Raw genomic sequence first — 16505 nt, 5'->3', positions numbered from 1 at the left:
GGCCCGTCAGAGCCGCCCTTTTTTCTTTACCGGCAGATCAGGACTGTTTCGACCCGTCGTTCAGCATCCGGACCTCGCGCTGCGGGAAGGGAATACCAATTCCCTCAGCCCGCAGACGCTTGAGGATATTGATGCGAATTTCGCTGGAGGCGGAGGTGGCAACCTCAACATCCTCAAGCTGGAAGCGCAGGGAGAATTCCAGCGCACTGTCGCCAAAGTTCATCAGAAAGGCGCTGGGGGAGGCCGAAGACTGAATCACCCGCGGATGGGCCCGGGCACAGTCCAGCAGAATATCCCGGACCCGATCCGGATCCGCATCATAATCGACGCCGATATTGATCACCCCCCGCCCGAACCGGTTGTTGAGGAACCAGTTGGTCACCGGCGCGGTGATCAGCGCCGAGTTCGGGATAATCACCGTAGCCCGGTCAAAGGTCTCGATCTCGGTGGCACGCACCTTGATCTTACGGACATATCCTTCCGTCCCCCCCGACACAACACGGTCACCGACTTTGATCGGGCGTTCAAACAGCAGGATCAGGCCGGATACAAAATTGTTCACAATGGTCTGCAGACCAAAACCGATACCGACGGACAGGGCACCGGCGACGATCGCCAGATTAGACAGGCCGAACCCCAGCGTGGATGCCGCCCCCAGCACGGCGATCACCGTGCCGATATACCCGACCGAGGTGGAGAACGAATGCTGCAACCCCGCATCCAGACGGGTCATCGGCAACACCCGGGTTTCCAGCACGTTTTTCACCAGACGGGTGGCAAACAGCAGGATGGCAAACACCACCAGGGCTGAAAACAGGTTGATGACCGACAGATTGATTCCGCCGATGGTCACCCCGTCAACAAACAGACGCCATGCTGACTCCAGCGCCTCCTGCCCGACCCCCCAGACCAGCAGCAGGACGATCGACGCCGGAATGCCCACCGCCGAGGCAATCACCACATTAACCCAGAACCGCACCATGGCATCGCCACGGGCATGCTCTTCATCCACCGCCTGGTCCGTGGTCTCGGCAGAAAAGACCCCGGTCCGGCGCAGGGCACTGTTGAGCAGTTCCCGCAGAACCACATACAGCACCACCGCAACCGCGCAGATCACCAGTGTCTGCACCAGATTGGTCGCCAGATAATGCCCGAACTCGACATACCCGACCGCACCGGCGATGAACGCGGCGAGAGCAGTCGCAGAAACCGGCCACCGCAGCCAGCGGCTATGCAGAACCAGACGCGAATCCATATCGCTATGCCACGGGCGGGCCCGGCACAGCAGCAGCAACGGCACAATCAGCGCCACGGTGACGGTGAACAGCGAAACACTCGCCGCTTCCACCGAAACATCGTACAGGGTCAGGGCCGCAGCCAGAACAGTGTCGAGGATCAGAATCAGAAGAACGGCAGTGATCAGATGGCTGACAGAGCGCGCGGACTTATCGGGCAGCGGAACCACTCGCCACCCCGGTTTGGTCGGTGAAAACGCCGCCCACACCAGACTGGAATTGACCAGAAAACCGATCAGGGCCCCGGACAGAACCCCAAACACCTGCGCGTTGCTGGGACTGAGGATCGAGGCGCTGAAAATCACCGCGTTGACCATCCCCAGAAACAGTGCGAAGGGCAGCAGACGGATAAGCGCCCGGCGTACCGCCACCCAGACCCGTTCAGAAAATCCGAGCTCCCGCTCATCACTCCAGGACGGCAGCAGGCGCCGGTTGAGCCAGCGGCGCACCGGCCATACCAGCAGCAGGCCGAGCAGCAGCGTCACCACCAGATTGCGCACGGTTGTCTGTACAGCAGCATCAGACCAGTTTATCGACTGGGCAGAGGCAACGGACTTCCCAAGGCCGGAGGACTGCTCATCCAGTTCCTGCGCCGCCAAAGCCCAGGTGCCGGGGTTCAGCGGCAGAGGGGCGCGGCTGAACAGCTGATTGGCGAATCGGACCCGCAGCACAGAAGAGATTCGCTGTGACAGGGACTGTGCCTGTACCCGCATCAGCTGGGCCTGCTTGATTTCGGCATCAATCTGCGCGGTCTGTGACGCCAGACGCTGCCGCACCGCCGCCACATCTTTCGCCTCGGCATCCTTGTCTTCCGGTGCCGGACCAAGGGCCTCAAGCTCTGAAGCAACGCCCTGCTTTTCGGTGTTGAGGTCTGCGATCAGCGGGGTCAGGGCATGCCCCTGATCCTGCAGCTGAGCCCGCAGAGTCTGCAGGGACAGATCATCAATCTTGCCCCGGCCAGCCTCGGCATCGACGATCCGCTTTTCCGCACCGTCAAACAGCGCAGAGGCCGCCTTGAAAACATCCGCCGCCGGGCGCTTTTCCGGCGCCCCGGCTGCATATCCTGCAGGGGCAGTGACCAGAACGGTCAGGGCCAGCAGCAGGGCCGGGAGGAGTCGTAACAGGGAAGACAGGGATGGCATGGCAGTCGGGGCTCGTTTCAGTCAGACACACAGAATCAGGAAAACCGGGACAGAAAAATGCCCGGTGGATATGGCAGGATCAGGGCAGCCCCACAGGGGATACCCCCCCGGATGTGGCAGCCGGGGCAGGAAAGTCAACGGTCACTATCCCAGCCTCTACCCGTACCGCCACCGCTGTCAGGGACCGTCCGGCACAGGGGCCGGCCGTACAGAACCCGTCCTCGATCCGGAACAGGGCCCGATGCAGGGAACACTGGATTGCATCAAGCTCCGGCGTCAGGAAGGTGTCGGGCTTCCAGTTCAGCGGCACCCGTTGATGCGGGCAGGAATTGACATAGGCCCGGATCAGATCACCCTGCCGGACCACAAAAATCCCGGACCGTTCCCCGGCACTGTCGATCACCACTTCCTTACATCCGGGGTCGCGCAGGGCAGACAGCGGAAAAGTGGTCGGGCCGCGGCCCTGTTGCTTCGGCTCAGTCATCGCAGATCCGTCATCCCGGCGCCCTCTCCCGCAGGGCCTGACAGCCCCCCATCCGGCAGACCACATCCCATTCCGGGCCCGTCACCGGCATCACCGACAGGCGGGCCTGTTTCAACAGCATCATGGCCGACAGCTCCGGCTGTTCCTTAATCCGGGCCAGAGGCACGGGGAAAGGCAGCGGGCGGTCTGCCGCGACATCAACACAGACAAACCGGCCAGCGGGATCGGTGGGGTCGGGGTAAGCCCCGCGCACCACCGTCACGATCCCCACCACCGCCTTACCGGTGTTGGAATGATAGAAAAAACACCGGTCCCCCACCTGCATCGCCTTCAGGAAGCCCGCAGCCTGATGATTGCGGACACCGGTCCAGGCCTCGGTGCCTTTTGACACCTGCTGATCCCACGACCAGGTTTCCGGCTCAGACTTCATCAGCCACAGGGGCATCGCAGACTCCTGACAGGCATCACGGTGACGGATCAGGCCTGTTTGGCGCTGCCGAGCAGGCCCCGGTAGGGGCGGACGGTCACGCTCTCGAACAGCCCCGCCCGGCCATAGGGATCATTGGCACACCAATCATAGGCAGCCTGCAGATCCGGCAGATCCATAATGATCATCGACCCGACCATGCCCTGACCATCCGGGGTCAGCAGCGGACCGCCGATGACCATGTGCTGTTCCCATTCCTTTGCATATTCCAGATGGGCACTGCGGGCATCAAGGCGGACCTGCAGGTGGCCGGGCTTGTCAAAGCAGTGAATGACGAACAGGGGCATCGGATTCTCCGGGTCAGAAGACAGTTGGGCAGGGGCCTGAAGGTGGACCCGGATTCCGGCCCCACACTGCCCCCACACTCTGGCCCCAGAGTAGTCGATCCCTTCTGTTGGGAACAACCGCTTTTGCCGCCCTCCCCCTCTCCGCAGATCCCGGGCTGACCACGGCAGAGAGAATCGCGAAACAAAAAGCACTCAGCGATTTGGCTGATCAGACAGAAGTTCTATTGCTAAGATGTATAGCCTTGTGATGTTCTCAACCATTCGAAAGTAGCCGCCCTATTGATGGGGGAAGTCGAGGGGCGGCAATACGCGTAAAATCAAAGGCCTTTGTCGGGGAGCCTGTGTGTGACCTTGGAAAATGAACGTATCCGCCTTGGCGTCGGTGGCCCGGAAATGATCCGGCTGGCCGAAGATATCGGAACACTGGCGGTCCGGGTGGCCGAGGCCAAAGGCGGAGAGCGGCTGAAGGCCGAAACCGATCATTATGTAAAAGGCCAGATCAGCCGCATGCGGGTTGCCTGCGGTGCCTGTGCGTCCCGGATGGTCAAGGATGCCGCCGCCGACGCCCTGCGGGCCGAACCGATCGAGCGCCCGGCCTGGGATCGACGGTCTGATTTTCTGCTGCGTCTGGTGATGGCGTTTTACCCCCAGGGGCTGGTGACGGAGCGGAAGGAAGGATCACTGGCCCTGCCCCGTCACTGTCTGTCACGGCTTGGGGTCTTTCTGCGGGAAGTGCTGGGAACCCTGCCCTATTCCGACCTGAATGCCGACGTCAGCCGCCTGATCAGCCGCTTTCCCAATGTGCAGGATGTTGAGCTACGGCGGATTCTTCTGGGGCATCCCCCATCCCGCCTGCTGCTGCTGAAAACCCTGATCCGGCTGGTTCAGGCGTTTGAGCACACTGACGAGGTCCGGGGGATTTTTATGGAAACCATGCGGTCTGAGGCGTGGCCGAATGTCTTCCGCCCGACACCACAGCACTTCGCGGCCCTGTGCGACGGGCTGTTCGGCGAATTGATGGTGATGTTGCAGAACCCGAAGGAAGGCGACGACCTCGACCAGTGGTTCGGCCGGGGTGCCACCGAACGGCTGCTGGATATGCTGGAGAGGGTTGCCGTCCCCGCATAGGCGGGTGGCAGGCGCGGCGCAGGATGGTATAACGGCACGGTTGACTGATTTTGACCGGAAGACCGTGATGACCGCATTCCCCAATCCGCTGTTCGTTGCCCTCGACACGCCCGATGTGGCGGAAGCCACCACGATGGCCGCCAAGGTCGCCGAAGCCGCCGGAGGGGTAAAACTGGGGCTGGAATTCTTCGTCGCCAACGGCCCCAAAGGGGTGCGGGAAGTGTCGAAGGCCAGCGACGATGTCCCGGTGTTTCTGGATCTCAAGTTCCACGATATCCCCAACACCGTGGCCGGGGCGGTGCGGTCTGCCTGTGCCGCCCGCCCGGCCATCGTCAATGTCCACGGGGCCGGGGGCCGCGACATGATGAAGGCCGCTGTCGATGCTTCGCACGACGGTGCCGCCAAACATCTGGTCACCCGTCCGCTGGTGCTGGCCGTAACCGTACTGACCAGCATGGACCAGAACGACCTGTCGGCCACCGGGGTCTCCCGCAGTGTCTCCGATCAGGTGCTGGAACTGGCCCTTCTGGCGCGTGAATGCGGGATTGACGGCGTTGTCTGCTCTGCCCATGAAGCCGCCATGCTGCGGGAAGCCTGCGGGCCGAACTTCAGACTGATCGTGCCCGGTGTCCGTCCGGCATGGTCCGCCACCAATGACCAGAAGCGCATCATGACCCCCGCCGATGCCCTGCAGGCGGGTGCGGACATGCTGGTGGTCGGCCGACCGATCACGGCGGCAGTCGACCCGGTGGCCGCCGCCCACCGGGTGGCGCAGGAAATCCGCCTCGCCCAGAGCGGGAGCCTGTAAATGACCGGATCCCAGACCCTGATCAAAATCTGCGGCCTGACCGATGAAGAAGCCGTGGAAACTGCCGTTGAGGCCGGTGCGGATTTTCTTGGCTTCGTCTTCTTTCCCAAAAGCCCGCGTGCCGTGACACCGGAACGGGTGGTGCAGATGGTCGCTGACCTGCCGCCGGATATCTGGGATGAAGTGAAGACAGTCGGACTGTTCGTTGACCCCACCGACGCTGAACTGGATGACGTTTTCCGCATCCTGCGTCTGGATGTGGTGCAGCTGCACGGCCACGAAACGCCGGAGCGGGTCGAACACATCCGGCTGGAATACGGGGTTGAGGTGATCAAGGCCATCGGGGTGGCCACCGCCGCCGACCTTGACACCGCAAAGGCTTACGCAGGCATTGCTGACTTCCTGCTGTTTGATGCCAAGCCCCCGGCCGGAGCGGACCGGCCCGGCGGCAACGCAATCAGCTTTCCGTGGGCGCTGATGCAGGACTGGCACGACCTGACAGAAACGCCCTGGCTTCTGGCTGGTGGCCTGACCCCGGACACCGTGGCCGACGCCATACGCCAGTCAGGAGCACCGGGCGTTGATGTCTCCTCCGGCGTGGAATCGGCCCCCGGCGAAAAGGACCCGGAGCTGATCGCCCGCTTCATCGCCGCCGTTGCGACCGAAGATGAAGCCGCCGCCTTGGGGTAGAGTTGAAGATATAAAGATATCCTTATATCGCCCTTGCAATCCCCTCCGGCCTCTGCTACATGAGGCTGGACTATTATCGCTGCGGGAGCACAGCAATGACCTTTACCGACTTCAAGGTAAAAGACATGTCTCTGGCCGACTGGGGCCGGAAAGAAATCGTGATTGCCGAAACCGAAATGCCGGGCCTGATGGCCCTGCGTGAGGAATATGGTGCCAGCCAGCCGCTGAAGGGCGCCCGTATTGCCGGTTGCCTGCACATGACCATTCAGACCGCTGTCCTGATCGAGACGCTGGTGGCCCTGGGCGCGGAAGTGCGCTGGTCATCCTGCAACATCTTCTCGACCCAGGATCAGGCCGCTGCCGCCATTGCCGCCGCCAACATTCCGGTTTTCGCCTGGAAGGGCATGAACGAGGAAGAGTTCTGGTGGTGCATTGAAGCCACCATCGAAGGCCCGAACGGCTGGCGCCCGAACATGATTCTGGATGACGGCGGCGACCTGACCCAGATCATGCACGACAAGTACCCGGAACTGCTGGCCGACGTGAAGGGCATCTCGGAAGAGACCACCACCGGCGTGCACCGTCTGTATGAAATGGCCAAGAAGGGCACCCTCAAGGTTCCGGCCATCAACGTCAATGACAGCGTCACCAAGTCGAAGTTCGACAACAAGTACGGCTGCCGCGAGTCGCTGGTTGACGGCATCCGCCGCGCCACCGACGTCATGCTGGCCGGCAAGGTTGCCGTCGTTGCCGGTTACGGCGACGTGGGCAAGGGGTCTGCCGAGTCGCTGCGCGCGTCCGGCTGCCGCGTGATCGTCACCGAAATCGATCCGATCTGCGCCCTGCAGGCCGCGATGGAAGGGTACGAAGTGACCACCATGGAAGATGCCGCCCCGCGTGGTGACATCTTCGTAACCACCACCGGCAACATCGACATCATCACCGTTGACCACATGCGGGCGATGAAGGACCGGGCGATCGTCTGCAACATCGGTCACTTCGACAACGAAATTCAGGTCGCTGGCCTGAAGAACCTGAAGTGGCACAATGTGAAGCCGCAGGTCGACGAAGTCGAATTCCCCGATGGCAAGCGCATCATCCTGCTGGCCGAAGGCCGTCTGGTGAATCTGGGCTGCGCCACCGGCCACCCGAGCTTCGTGATGTCGGCGTCCTTCACCAATCAGGTGCTGGCCCAGATCGAGCTGTGGAACCACGCCGACAAGTACGAAAATCAGGTCTACGTGCTGCCGAAGCACCTCGACGAAAAGGTGGCTCTGCTGCACCTCGCCAAGCTGGGCGTGAAGCTGACCACCCTGTCGCAGGCACAGGCCGAATACATCGGCGTTGCGATGGCCGGTCCGTTCAAGCCGGACATGTACCGTTACTAAGACCCTGCCGGTTTTAGGATGGTTTGACGGGCGGGTGCAACGGCACCCGCCCGTTATGCTATGCGGCATGCGACAGGCCGCCTCGGCACAACAGATCCAGTGGGCATTTTTTGCCGATCGCCTTTTTCTGCGCCTGAAATTCCGCCGGGAGTCGTAGACGTTAAGCCGAATGGTGTGTTTTTTGCATATTCGCAGAACGCCGTGAATCGGTCTGGTTGTGGGGCCAGATGGATTCATCTGTTTTGCTTTGCGTGCGGGGACAGCCATGGCCATCACATCACTGCTTACCTACCTGAACCAGTCATCTTCCGATGACATGTTCCAGACCCTCCGCAGTCGCCAGACCCAGGTGGCGACTTCAACCCAGACCTCGATCAACCGCTATTCAAAAGAAAGCGGGATCGAGAACCCGAAATCTGGAAACCCTTTCGGGGATGCCAGCTCGGTTTCTCTGTCCAACTCCGCCAAAACCAAGCTGAGCGACGCAGAGAAAGAGGCCCTGAAAGAAGAGGCGCTGCAGCGGGCCAATGCCGTCCTGGGTCGCGCCGGGATCCGCCCGTCCGCCCGCCAGACGCGCAGTGCTACGGCAGCAGAAGTGCCAAAGCCGAAAGACGACGCGCCGCTGGCCGATAAGGTCAAATACAATACCAAGCTGCTGGAAAAAACCGGGCCCGACGGCAAGGCGCTGAACCAGTATCTCGCCAAGTACTTTGACAATGCCCAGTCGAAGGAGGCCCAGTATATTCAGGACCGTGTTCAGGGCCTGATCATGCGCATGAACAGCCCGACCCGCGACATTCAGGGCGATATCATGGCCCAGAAGGCCAACGCCAAGGATGGCAAGCAGGTCTTTACACTGGTCGGCAAAGACAATACCCGCCTGCGGATCGAATTCACCACCTCTGCGGACCCCAAGCAACAGGGCAGTCTGCGCGTCACCTATTCCGGGAAAGACATCGGCGCGGTGGATATTCAGCTGAAAAAGACCGCCGCCGAGGCCCCGGCAACCCAGCCGACTCTGGATGCCAAGATGGAACAGAAACGCATCCTGTCGAGTGGCCGGCTGGAATCGACGCCGATTTACGACAGCAAATACAACGGCACCCTCTGATCCGGGCCGACCGTATGGCAGACTGCCCCCTGCCATACGGCCCCAGCCTCAAGAGGACACCCTGAATGATCCCCGTGGATCTCTTCTCTGCCTTCCCTGCCCTGAAGGATCTGGACCCTGCCAGTCTGGGCAGCCTGCGGCAGCATCTACGCCCTGTCCACATCCCGGCCGGAACCCGCCTGTTTTCAGAAGGGGATCCCTGTCAGGCGTTTCTGCTGGTGCAGAGCGGCTGCATCCGCGTTCAGAAGGTGGCGGAAAATGGCCGGGAAATCGTGCTGTACCGGGTCGAAAGCGGCCAGACCTGCATCCTGACCACCCTATGCCTGATGGCCGGGCAGCCGTATGGCGGAGAAGGCCTTGCCGAACAGGATATCGACGGCGCCCTGCTTCCGGCCACAGCGTTTTCGCACCTTCTGGCCCAGTCCTCGGTTTTCCGGTCTTTTGCCTTTGCGGCCTATGCCACCCGGCTGTCCGATCTGCTGATGCTGATTGAGGATGTCGCCTTTGGCCGGATTGATACTCGTCTCGCGGCCCTGCTGATCAACCGCCACGATGCCGGGGGGACAGTGATAGCCACCCATCAGGATCTGGCGGCAGAGCTCGGGAGTGCCCGCGAGGTCATCTCCCGTCAGCTGAAGGATTTTGAACGCCGGGGCTGGATCAGCCTGCACCGGGGACGCCTGATCGTATTGGACACCAAAGCCCTGTCCGGCCTTGCCGCCGGAGCCCCGCCAGCCAGCCGGTAAAACAGTCCACCGGTAAATTTGTTTTTTCTTATGTGACCAAGTTACCGACACCCGGATCATTCGCTGCCACACTCCGGTCCATAACCCTTTTCTGGAGGATGTCATGAACCGGAATGTTGGCGGAATCGACCGGGCCCTGCGCGTGATTGTCGGGGTTGCCCTGATCGGGCTGGCGGTAACCGGCACTGTCGGCTGGTGGGGATATCTGGGGGCGGTGCCCCTGCTGACCGGCTTGATTGGCTGGTGCCCGGCCTATCTGCCCTTTGGCCTCAAAACCTGCCGGATGTAAGCCTTTTTCTGCCGTCTTTCAGGCCCGTCTCCCCGCGTCCGGTGAGGGGGCCTGAACGGCGGTAAGGATTCGACTGGACGAGCCCGCCCTTGCCCTGTAGTCACCTTTCAGACAGGAACCGCAGGAAGGGGGAGGCCGCCGGTCAACCGGCTGCCGTGTCAGGCGATGATTTCTTATGCGATGACGGTTTACAACAAGGCTGCCTTTCTGCCGTTGGTTTTGCACTGGCTGGATGCAGAATGGCAGCAGACCGGCGGCGAAATCATCATCGTCAATGACGGGTCCACCGATGACAGTGCCGCCGTTTTGGACGACTTTGCCGGATCACGCCCGCATGTGCGGGTGATCCATCAGCAGAATCAGGGGGTTTCGGCAGCCACCAACGCGGGAGTACAGGCCTGCCGGGAACAGTCCATCCGTCTGGTTGACGGCGACGACCTGTTGCTGCCCGGCAGCACACTGGCCCTGCACCGGGCTGCAACGCAGACCGGCTGCACCTCGGCCTTCGGCCTGTGGGGGGACTGGACTCTGGCCTCCCCGCCACAGGCTGAAGAGACCACATGGTCAGCCCCCCGCGTGGTTACAGACCCGCTGCGTCTGGCCCTGAAGTCCCAGATGTTTGTCCCATCGTCGGTTCTGCTCGGACGCAAGGATGCCGACCGCATCTTTCCAATCGGAACCACCCTGCGGACCAGTCAGGACTTTGTGATCAGCCTGCGCCTTGCCGTTCTTGGGCCGGTCGCCGCCCTGCCTCAGAGGGTGTGTGTGATGGGTAAGGACGAACATGGCCTGTCCCGCAGCAAAGCCAAAATGTATGCCGACAGCGCCCGGATCATCGCCGATCACTGGCAGGACTGGAGCCCGGCCCACAGACGCTACGCCATCCGCCGCAATGCCCAGCGGGCCTATCTGTATGCCCGCCGCCACCTGTCACTGTCCGGTTCGGAAATGGCCCGGCTGCAGATGCTGCGCCTGCTGTCATATCTGCCCCTGCCCGTGTCAGAGGCCGCACCGCAGCACATCGCGAACAGTTATGCCGAAGCCCTGCGGTCACCGCAGGACTACCCTTAAGGATCCCCATCCCCCCATCTGCGGCAGGGATGTGTGCCGGTTGCCGGGGGGCAACGCCTGTGTTACAGCCTGTGTCAACGATCCGTAATGACCTTGCCGGAACCCGCGCATGACCGTCCACACCCCCACTGCCCAGCCGTCGGCCCCGATGCCGGTTCTGCCCGCTGTCTTCGCCGACGTCGCAGGCACCCGCGACTGGACCCAGCCGCGCCACGACTGGACCCGTGAAGAAATCGAAGCGCTGTTTGCCCTGCCGATGATGGATCTGTTGTATCTGGCACAGACAGTCCACCGCGCCTGGTTCGATCCCAACAGCATTCAGCGGTCCACACTGGTCAACATCAAGACCGGGGCCTGCCCGGAAGACTGTAAGTACTGCTCGCAGTCCCGTACCGCCAAGGCCAAGCTGAAGATCGAACCCCTGATGGGGGTGGAAGAGGTCCGTCAGGCTGCCGTCCGGGCCCGCGATACCGGGGCGACCCGCCTCTGTATGGGCGCGGCGTGGCGATCCCTGAAAGAACGGGATCTGCCGGTGATCGTCGATATGATCAAGGCTGTCCGGGCCGAAGGTCTGCAGACCTGTATGACCCTGGGCATGCTGAAACCGGAACTGGCCACCGCCCTGCGTGAGGCCGGTCTGGATTATTACAACCACAACGTCGATACCTCGCCGGAACACTACGGCAAGATTATCGGCAGCCGCACCTATCAGGACCGTCTGGATACCCTGAAGGCGGTGCAGGATGTGGGGATCAAGGTCTGCTCCGGCGGGATTGTCGGTCTGGGGGAAAGCCGCAGCGACCGGGCCGGAATGCTGCACACTCTGGCCACCCTGTCGACCCACCCCAACAGCGTGCCGATCAACATGCTGGTGAAGGTGGAAGGCACCCCGCTGGCCGATGAAGGCGTGACCAGCGATGTCGATGAAATCGAATTCGTCCGCACCATCGCCGTCGCCCGCATTCTGATGCCACGTTCCGTCGTGCGCCTGTCCGCCGGTCGCCATGCCATGTCGGTCAGCACGCAGGCACTGGCCTTCATGGCTGGGGCAAACTCGATGTTCTATGGCGAAGAGCTGCTGACGACCGAGAACAGCGCCATGACCCGCGACAATCAGATGTTTGAAAAGCTTGGCATTTCTGCCATGTCAAAGAATCCGAACGACTGATTTCCGGTAACGGTTTCCAGTAACGGTTTCTGGCGTTGGTACCATAAGCAATGGGGGGAGAGCCTACCGCTCTCCCCCCATTGTCATGACCGCAGCCGGAAGGATCAGTTCTTGCGGATATAGTCCAGAAAACTGCCGACTTCCTTTGACAGATCATTTGCCCGGTCCGTCAGGGTCAGCGCGGCGGCATGCACCTGCTTCGATGCACTCTGTGCATTGTCAGCCACCGTCACCACATGGGTGATATCGTCGGACACCTGCGTGGTCCCCTGAGAGGCCTGCTGAACATTGCGGCTGATTTCCTGCGTCGCCGCGCTTTGTTCCTCAATCGCCGAAGCCACCGTCACCGCGACGGTATTCACCTGATCGATAGCCCGCCGGATTTCGCTGGTGGCCTCGACGGTTGCCCGGGTGGCCATCTGCACCGCCTGAATCTGACGGCTGATATCTTCCGTTGCCCGACTGGTCTGGGTCGCCAGCGATTTCACCTCGTTGGCAACCACCGCAAAGCCTTTCCCGGCCTCTCCGGCCCGGGCAGCCTCGATGGTGGCATTCAGCGCCAGAAGATTGGTCTGGCTGGCGATGTCATTGATCAGGCTTACCACCTCACCGATGCTGACGGCGGACTGGTTGAGGGAAGAGATGGCATCCTGCGCACCCTCCACCCGGGTCACGGCCTGCGCCGACAGGACAGACGCCTCTTCGATCCGCTGGGCGATCTCACTGATCGAAGCGGTCAGTTCTTCTGCCGCACTTGCCACTGTCTGCACATTGGCCCCGGCCTGCTCCGCAGCGCTTGCCACACTGGTGGACCGGGTCCCGACTTCCTGCGCGGTATCCTGCAGCATGCCGGACAACTGCTCCAGCTCACGCGCCGCAACCGTCACCGCCCCGGCAACATCCTGCACCTTGTGCTGGAACTGATCCGCCATCTGGACGTATTTGGTGACGTCTTCCCAGTTCAGCATCGGACCGACGTATGCGCCTTCCTGATCAAAAATCGGGATAACCGTATTCTCGATCACCAGCCCACCGAGCGTAAACTTGCCTTTGTAGGGCAGCTTCGACGGATCCCGCAACATCCGGTCCAGAAATTCCGACCGCTGATGGAAGCTGGTAATCGGACGGCCCAGAACCTCCTCGGCCTTACAGCCGATCGCGTCTTCAACCTGCCGCAGCAGGGCCAGCGCTGAAGAGTTGATATAGGTGACCCGCAGATCCTTCGGCTCGCAGATCATCACCTTGGCTGGCTGCTCATCAACCATCTGCTTCAGCTCGAACGCCCGGATCACCGCGCTGCGCAGTCCTTCAATCCCACGCGCCAGTTCCCCGATTTCATCTTTCCGGTCCTGACCGGAAACCGGGGTATTGGGATGGCCGCCGGCAATCTTGCCGAGGTCAACCACCAGCCGCCCGACAGAGCGGGTGATATCGCGCGAAATAAACAGGGCCAGCACCACCAGCGCCGCCATCACCGCTGCGGCAAACGCCACCAGCGTGTTGCGGACCATCGCAAAATGGGCTTCCAGATCATCGACATAGACCCCGGCCCCGATCAGGTAATTCCATCCCGGCACGGTGGCAACGTAACTGATCTTACGCAGATCCTCGCCACCCTTGACCTTGGGGAACCAATAATCGACGCGGCCCTGACCGGCATCACGCACCACGGCAAGCATATCTTTGACGTACAGATTGCCTTTCTGATCCTTCAGCCCGGACATATCCGTCCCGACCAGAGCCGGGTTCTGCCCATGGGCCAGCGCCTTCCCGGAGCGGTCAAGAACGAACAGATAGCCGGTGCCGCCGTCAAACCGCACTGCGCTGACAGCGTCCAGCCACCGCCGCTGCGCCTCTTCCGCCGTCAGAGTGCCTGCCTTGACCGGGCCGGTCTGCAGGCCCTGCGCCATGCTCTGCGCCCCTTCCAGGACATTGTGCAGCATGGTGACCCGGCCATCGACCAGATCGTCATGCAGCACGCTCAGCGACCGCCACAGCACGACGGTCAACGCCAGTGCCGACAGCAACAAAACACCCAGTAATTTCAGACTGATCCTGATCCGGCCCATCGCAAACGCCTTCCCCTTCGTACATGGGTGACTGATCTGCCCCGATCATATCCCGGTTCCGTAGAGGAAGAAGCTGAAATCTAGAACTATTGATGTATACGGATGGGTAATCGACTGTTTCCTTAAGGATTGTCCTGCGGTGAAACACAGCCCAAGGTCATCTGTATACGTCTAATAAGACACACCCTCAGCTCTTGCGCATATAATCGAGGAAGTCAGCGACCTCCTTCCGCAGCGAATCGGAGCGATGTGTCAGATCTGCCGCAGCGGAATGAACCCGCATCGCGGCCTCCTTCGCCTCTGAGGCCACCTGCACCACTGCCGTGATATCGGTGGAAACCTGCGTGGTTCCGGCAGATGCCTCTGCCACGTTCCGGCTGATTTCATTGGTCGCAGCCGCCTGTTCCTCAATTGCGGCAGCCACTGTTGAGGAGACCTGATTGACCTGATCAATCGCATCACGGATCTGTTCGGTCGCCTGTGTCGAGCTGCGGCTGGCCTGCTGCACCCCTTCAATCTGACGGACAATGTCCTCGGTCGCCCGCGCTGTCTGCGTCGCCAGCGACTTGACCTCGTTTGCCACCACGGCAAAGCCTTTTCCGGCCTCCCCGGCACGGGCTGCCTCAATCGTCGCATTCAGGGCCAGCAGGTTGGTCTGACTGGCGATGTCGGAAATCAGACGGATCACCTCGCCGATACTGGCGGCCGAACGGTTCAACGAGCCCATCGCCTCCTGCGCCATACCAACCCGTTCCACGGCCTCCTGCGCGGTGCGGGTGGAATGCTCAACACTGCGTCCGATTTCATTGATCGAGGCCGAAAGCTCTTCTGCGGCGCTGGCAACGGTCTGCACATTAACCCCGGCCTGCTCCGCCGCCCCGGCGACACTGGCAGACCGGTCGCCGACCTGCTCCGCCGTTGCCTGCAGCGCCGTCGAAAGCTGCTCCAGCTCCCGGGCCGAATCGGCCACAGCGTCAGAGACCGCCTGCACTTTCTTCTGGAAACTGTCGGCCATCTGCACGTATTTGGTCGCATCATCCCAATTCAGCATCGGGCCGATATACCCGCCATCCTGATCAAAAATCGGGATCACGGTATTTTCGATAACATGATCCCCAAGGCTGAATTTCGAGCGGATCGGCAGCTTCTGCGGATCCCGGAGCAAAGCGTCAATCTGATCTTTATGGCGGCGGTGGAAAATAGACACCGGCTTGCCAATCACCTCTTCCGCCTTACAGGGCATCAGGTGCTCCACCCGGCGCAGCAGATCCATGCTCGCCTTGTTAATATACGTGATGTTGAGGGTTTCACGGTCACACAGCATCACCCGGGCCGGCTGCTCATCAACCATCTGATTCAGCTGGAAGGCCCGGCGGACCGTCTCGCGCAGGGCAATCATTGCCCGCCCGATATCCCCCAGCTCGTCCCGCCGTGCCGTGGGAATACGGTCAGGAATCCGACCCTCTGCCAGCACACTGACCACGCGGCTGAGGGCGGTTACAGCCCCGACGATATCGCGGGAAATCAGCCAGGCCAGCCCCAGGGCAAACACCACAACAGCCGCAACCGCGATCATGAAGGTCCTGACCGCCCCCTGAAAGGCGGCATCAACGTCATCAACATAAACACCGGTCCCGATGACCGCATTCCAGCCCGGTACTTTCATGACATAACTGACTTTGCGCAGGGGGTCCTTCTCACCCGGCTTGGGATACCAGTAATCCACACGGCCCTCTCCGTTCTTCAGGGCCACATCAACCATCTTCTGCACAAAAAACGTTCCGGTCTGATCCTTCAGTCCGGCGGCACTCTGGCCCACACGATCCGGGGCAACCGGCATCACCAGATACATCACCTTGTCATCAACGGCAAAAAAGTACCCGGTCCCGTTGTCGTAACGGATACCACTGACGGTCTCCCGCCACTGGGCCTGAACCTCCGCCACCGGGCGACCGGCTTTGTCGATCTGCTCTTTCTGCAGGGTCTGGGCCAGCGTCACCATTCCCTGCACCTGATTGCGCAGCATGAACACCCGGCCATCAATCATCGCATCGTACTGATTTTTCAGGGCCAGCCCGACCAGCAACAACAGCGGGATCAAAGTACCAAGCATCATCGCCAGAAGCCGCGCCCGGATCGACCACAGACGTTTCATGCACATTCCTCCCGGTTCCCCGCTGCTGCCATTGCCGGACGCATGATCACTTTCCGCCATGACGCAGCGCAATATTAGCATTATTCTAATGCCTTATTACGAAACAATATTATACATCGTTTTTCCGGCCTGCCTTCCCGTTTCTGCACTGTCCCGACTGAACAGACACATTTTTCCCGGACCAGCC

15 protein-coding genes are annotated in these 16505 nt (G+C 61.2%); 9 read left to right on the top strand and 6 right to left on the bottom strand.

Translation table 11 applies throughout. The features are described 5' to 3' along the window. Positions 1-37: 37 nt before the first annotated feature. From G365_RS0110435 to G365_RS0110420, 4 genes are all read right to left on the bottom strand, one after another. On the bottom strand, positions 38-2437 hold the full coding sequence (locus G365_RS0110435) for a DUF3772 domain-containing protein (protein WP_019645470.1): 2400 nt from the start codon (positions 2435-2437) through the stop codon (positions 38-40). A 79-nt stretch (positions 2438-2516) separates the two neighbouring features. Further along, a complete protein-coding gene (locus G365_RS21120; protein WP_019645469.1) occupies positions 2517-2921 on the bottom strand; it encodes a Rieske (2Fe-2S) protein in 405 nt (134 codons plus the stop codon). Positions 2922-2931: 10 nt separating this feature from the next. Next, entirely contained in the window at positions 2932-3366 is a 435-nt protein-coding gene (locus G365_RS0110425; RefSeq protein WP_019645468.1) for an EVE domain-containing protein, read from the bottom strand. A 32-nt stretch (positions 3367-3398) separates the two neighbouring features. Then, positions 3399-3695 (bottom strand): YciI family protein, encoded by a 297-nt coding sequence (locus G365_RS0110420; protein WP_019645467.1) that lies wholly within the window; start codon positions 3693-3695, stop codon positions 3399-3401. Between the two features lie 345 nt (positions 3696-4040). Here G365_RS0110420 and G365_RS0110415 point away from each other — a divergent pair, with 345 nt between their 5' ends. The 9 genes from G365_RS0110415 to bioB all read left to right on the top strand — a co-directional run bounded on the left by G365_RS0110415 (position 4041) and on the right by bioB (position 12094). Next, positions 4041-4823 carry a hypothetical protein gene (locus G365_RS0110415; RefSeq protein WP_019645466.1) on the top strand — a complete coding sequence of 261 codons (783 nt, stop codon included), beginning with the start codon at positions 4041-4043 and terminating at the stop codon, positions 4821-4823. Between the two features lie 67 nt (positions 4824-4890). Continuing rightward, positions 4891-5631, top strand: coding sequence for an orotidine-5'-phosphate decarboxylase (pyrF, locus tag G365_RS0110410; protein WP_026345257.1), 741 nt, complete (start codon positions 4891-4893; stop codon positions 5629-5631). Beyond that, positions 5632-6321 carry a phosphoribosylanthranilate isomerase gene (locus G365_RS0110405; RefSeq protein WP_019645464.1) on the top strand — a complete coding sequence of 230 codons (690 nt, stop codon included), beginning with the start codon at positions 5632-5634 and terminating at the stop codon, positions 6319-6321. It begins immediately after the preceding gene. Between the two features lie 95 nt (positions 6322-6416). Continuing rightward, positions 6417-7709, top strand: coding sequence for an adenosylhomocysteinase (gene ahcY, locus G365_RS0110400; RefSeq protein ID WP_019645463.1), 1293 nt, complete (start codon positions 6417-6419; stop codon positions 7707-7709). 265 nt (positions 7710-7974) lie between these two features. After that, on the top strand, positions 7975-8820 hold the full coding sequence (locus G365_RS0110395) for a hypothetical protein (RefSeq protein ID WP_019645462.1): 846 nt from the start codon (positions 7975-7977) through the stop codon (positions 8818-8820). 65 nt (positions 8821-8885) lie between these two features. Beyond that, positions 8886-9566: a Crp/Fnr family transcriptional regulator gene (locus tag G365_RS0110390; RefSeq protein ID WP_019645461.1), complete on the top strand. Its 681-nt coding sequence runs from the start codon at positions 8886-8888 to the stop codon at positions 9564-9566. A gap of 103 nt (positions 9567-9669) precedes the next feature. Then, complete coding sequence (locus tag G365_RS0110385; RefSeq protein WP_019645460.1) at positions 9670-9855, top strand: YgaP family membrane protein; 186 nt, start codon at positions 9670-9672, stop codon at positions 9853-9855. A gap of 180 nt (positions 9856-10035) precedes the next feature. After that, positions 10036-10926 carry a glycosyltransferase gene (locus G365_RS22935; protein ID WP_169545118.1) on the top strand — a complete coding sequence of 297 codons (891 nt, stop codon included), beginning with the start codon at positions 10036-10038 and terminating at the stop codon, positions 10924-10926. A 109-nt stretch (positions 10927-11035) separates the two neighbouring features. Then, positions 11036-12094, top strand: a complete 1059-nt coding sequence (bioB, locus tag G365_RS0110375) for a biotin synthase BioB (protein WP_019645458.1) — start codon at positions 11036-11038, stop codon at positions 12092-12094. 104 nt (positions 12095-12198) lie between these two features. Here the strand turns inward: bioB and G365_RS22930 are convergent, their stop codons facing one another. Next, positions 12199-14163, bottom strand: coding sequence for a methyl-accepting chemotaxis protein (locus G365_RS22930; RefSeq protein WP_019645457.1), 1965 nt, complete (start codon positions 14161-14163; stop codon positions 12199-12201). A 187-nt stretch (positions 14164-14350) separates the two neighbouring features. Further along, entirely contained in the window at positions 14351-16318 is a 1968-nt protein-coding gene (locus G365_RS22925) for a methyl-accepting chemotaxis protein (RefSeq protein ID WP_051089872.1), read from the bottom strand. Positions 16319-16505: the final 187 nt, after the last annotated feature.

The organism is Novispirillum itersonii subsp. itersonii ATCC 12639 (genome assembly GCF_000381985.1).
In the GTDB taxonomy this organism is placed as follows: Bacteria; Pseudomonadota; Alphaproteobacteria; order Rhodospirillales; family Rhodospirillaceae; genus Novispirillum; species Novispirillum itersonii.
The sequence above is the reverse complement of the archived record's forward strand: the minus strand, read 5'-3'. Positions and strand labels throughout refer to the sequence as shown.